The sequence below is a fragment of the Rhodococcus sp. (in: high G+C Gram-positive bacteria) genome (assembly GCF_049299235.1).
Taxonomy (GTDB): Bacteria; Actinomycetota; Actinomycetes; order Mycobacteriales; family Mycobacteriaceae; genus Rhodococcus.
In genome coordinates, this window is the sequence record NZ_JBAQXC010000262.1 from 1 (window position 1) to 1,858 (window position 1,858).

1 protein-coding gene and 1 pseudogene are annotated in these 1,858 nt (G+C 67.5%); both read right to left on the reverse strand.

Going from position 1 to position 1,858, the window contains the following annotated elements; genetic code table 11:
- Positions 1 to 20: 20 nt before the first annotated feature.
- Positions 21 to 1,469, reverse strand: coding sequence for an aldehyde dehydrogenase (locus WAX14_RS15475; protein ID WP_422628939.1), 1,449 nt, complete (start codon positions 1,467 to 1,469; stop codon positions 21 to 23).
- Between the two features lie 165 nt (positions 1,470 to 1,634).
- Positions 1,635 to 1,858, reverse strand: a pseudogene (locus tag WAX14_RS15480) (ROK family protein); the annotation flags it as partial.

Consider the following 1,858-nt stretch of genomic DNA (forward strand, 5'->3'; position numbering starts at 1 on the left):
CCACCGGCGTCGGTTCCCGATCAGCCCTGGTATCCGGGCGGGTAGAGCACGGACTTGACCTCGCAGAACGCCTCGATGCCCTCGGGGCCGTTCTCGCGGCCGATGCCCGAATTCTTGAATCCGCCGAACGGCGAACCGGGATCGAATGCGTACCAGTTGATGCCGTAGGTGCCGGTGCGGACCCGGGCGGCGACGTCGAGGCCCTTCTCGACGTCGGTGGTGTACACCGAACCGGCCAGGCCGTAATCCGAGTCGTTGGCGATCTTGATCGCCTCGTCGACGGAGTCGTACGGCAGGATGCACAGCACGGGGCCGAAGATCTCGTCGCGGGCGATCGACATCGAATTGTCGACGTCGGCGAACACGGTCGGTTCGACGTAGTAGCCGGTCTCGATGCCGGCCGGGCGGCCGCCGCCGAGCACCAGGCGGGCGCCTTCCTTCTTGCCCTGCTCGATGTAGCCTTCGACGCGGTCGCGCTGCTTCGCCGAGATCAGCGGGCCCAGCTGGGCGGCCGGATCGTCGGGCAGACCGACGGGGAAGAATGCGGCGGTCGCGACGATCTTCTCGACGACCTCGTCGTAGCGTGAGCGCGGGGCCAGGATGCGGGTCTGGCCGACGCACGCCTGCCCGGTGTTCATCAGGCCGGACATCACGAGCATGGCGATCGTGGAATCCAGGTCGGCGTCCTCGAGGACGATCGCGGCGGACTTGCCGCCGAGTTCGAGCGAGCAGCGCTTGAGGTTCTGTGCGGCGATCGCACCGATGTGCTTGCCGACCGCGGTCGAGCCGGTGAAGGTGACCTTGTCGATGTCGGGGTGCGAAACCAGGTATTCACCGGTCTCGGCACCGCCCTGGACGATGGAGAGCACACCCTCGGGCAGGCCGGCCTCGGCGAAGATCTCGGCGACCATGTTGATGGTCAACGGTGCTTCGGGGGCGGGCTTGAGGACGACGGAACAGCCGGCGAGCAGCGCGGGACCGAGCTTGTTCGCGACGAGGAACAGCGGAACGTTCCACGCGATGACTGCGCCGACGACGCCGACACCTTCACGGGTGACGCGGGTGCGACCGAACGAACCGGAACGCTCGTCGACCCACGGGAAGGAATCGGCGGCACCGGCGTAGTAGTTCAAGGTGCCCAGCGCCGACGTCATCTGCATCATCTGCACGGACGCCGGGGGCTGGCCCATTTCCTCGGTGAGCTTCGCGGTGATCTCCGCGGAACGCTCCTCGATCAGCTTGGCGGCCTTGGCGATCACCTGGGCGCGCTCGGCGGGGGCGGTGCGGGGCCATGGACCGTCGTCGAATGCGGTGCGGGCGGCGGCGATCGCGGCGTCGATGTCCTTCGGTCCCGCAACGGGGACCGAGCCGACGCGTTCCTCCGTCGCAGGGGAGAACACCTCGAGCTTCTCGTCCGTCGACGGTTCGACCCACCGGCCGCCGATGAAGAGCTTGTCGTAGTCGGTCATCGTCCTCATTCCTCGTAACTCGTTGAACGAAATCACTTCAGGTTTTGTCGGTAGCTGCTGCCCCGCCTTGCGGTCGGGCCGTGCGGTGTGCGTTGTCCGGACCAGTGATCCAGCACACTAGAACAGGTTACAGAGAATCGGAAGGGTGCGTCCGGTGACCGGATGCTAGGGCAGGGTCGCCAGCACTCCCGCCCCGGTGAGCGTCCCGAGCGGACCGAGCCGGGCAGGCACGATTCGCAACTCGCGCAGGAACGACAACCGGGCGTAGCGTGCGGCCGCGGCCTGCATTGGACCCCACAGCGGAGGTCCGGCCTGCGCGAATCCACCGCCGACGACGATCAGGCCGACATCGGCCAGAGCCGCCGCCGACGCGAGGACCTGGCCGAGTG

Coding starts and splice junctions, on each gene's coding strand:
- WAX14_RS15475 (WP_422628939.1), bottom strand. CDS start 1,469: ATGACCGACTACGACAAGCTCTTCATCGGCGGCCGGTGGGTCGAACCG.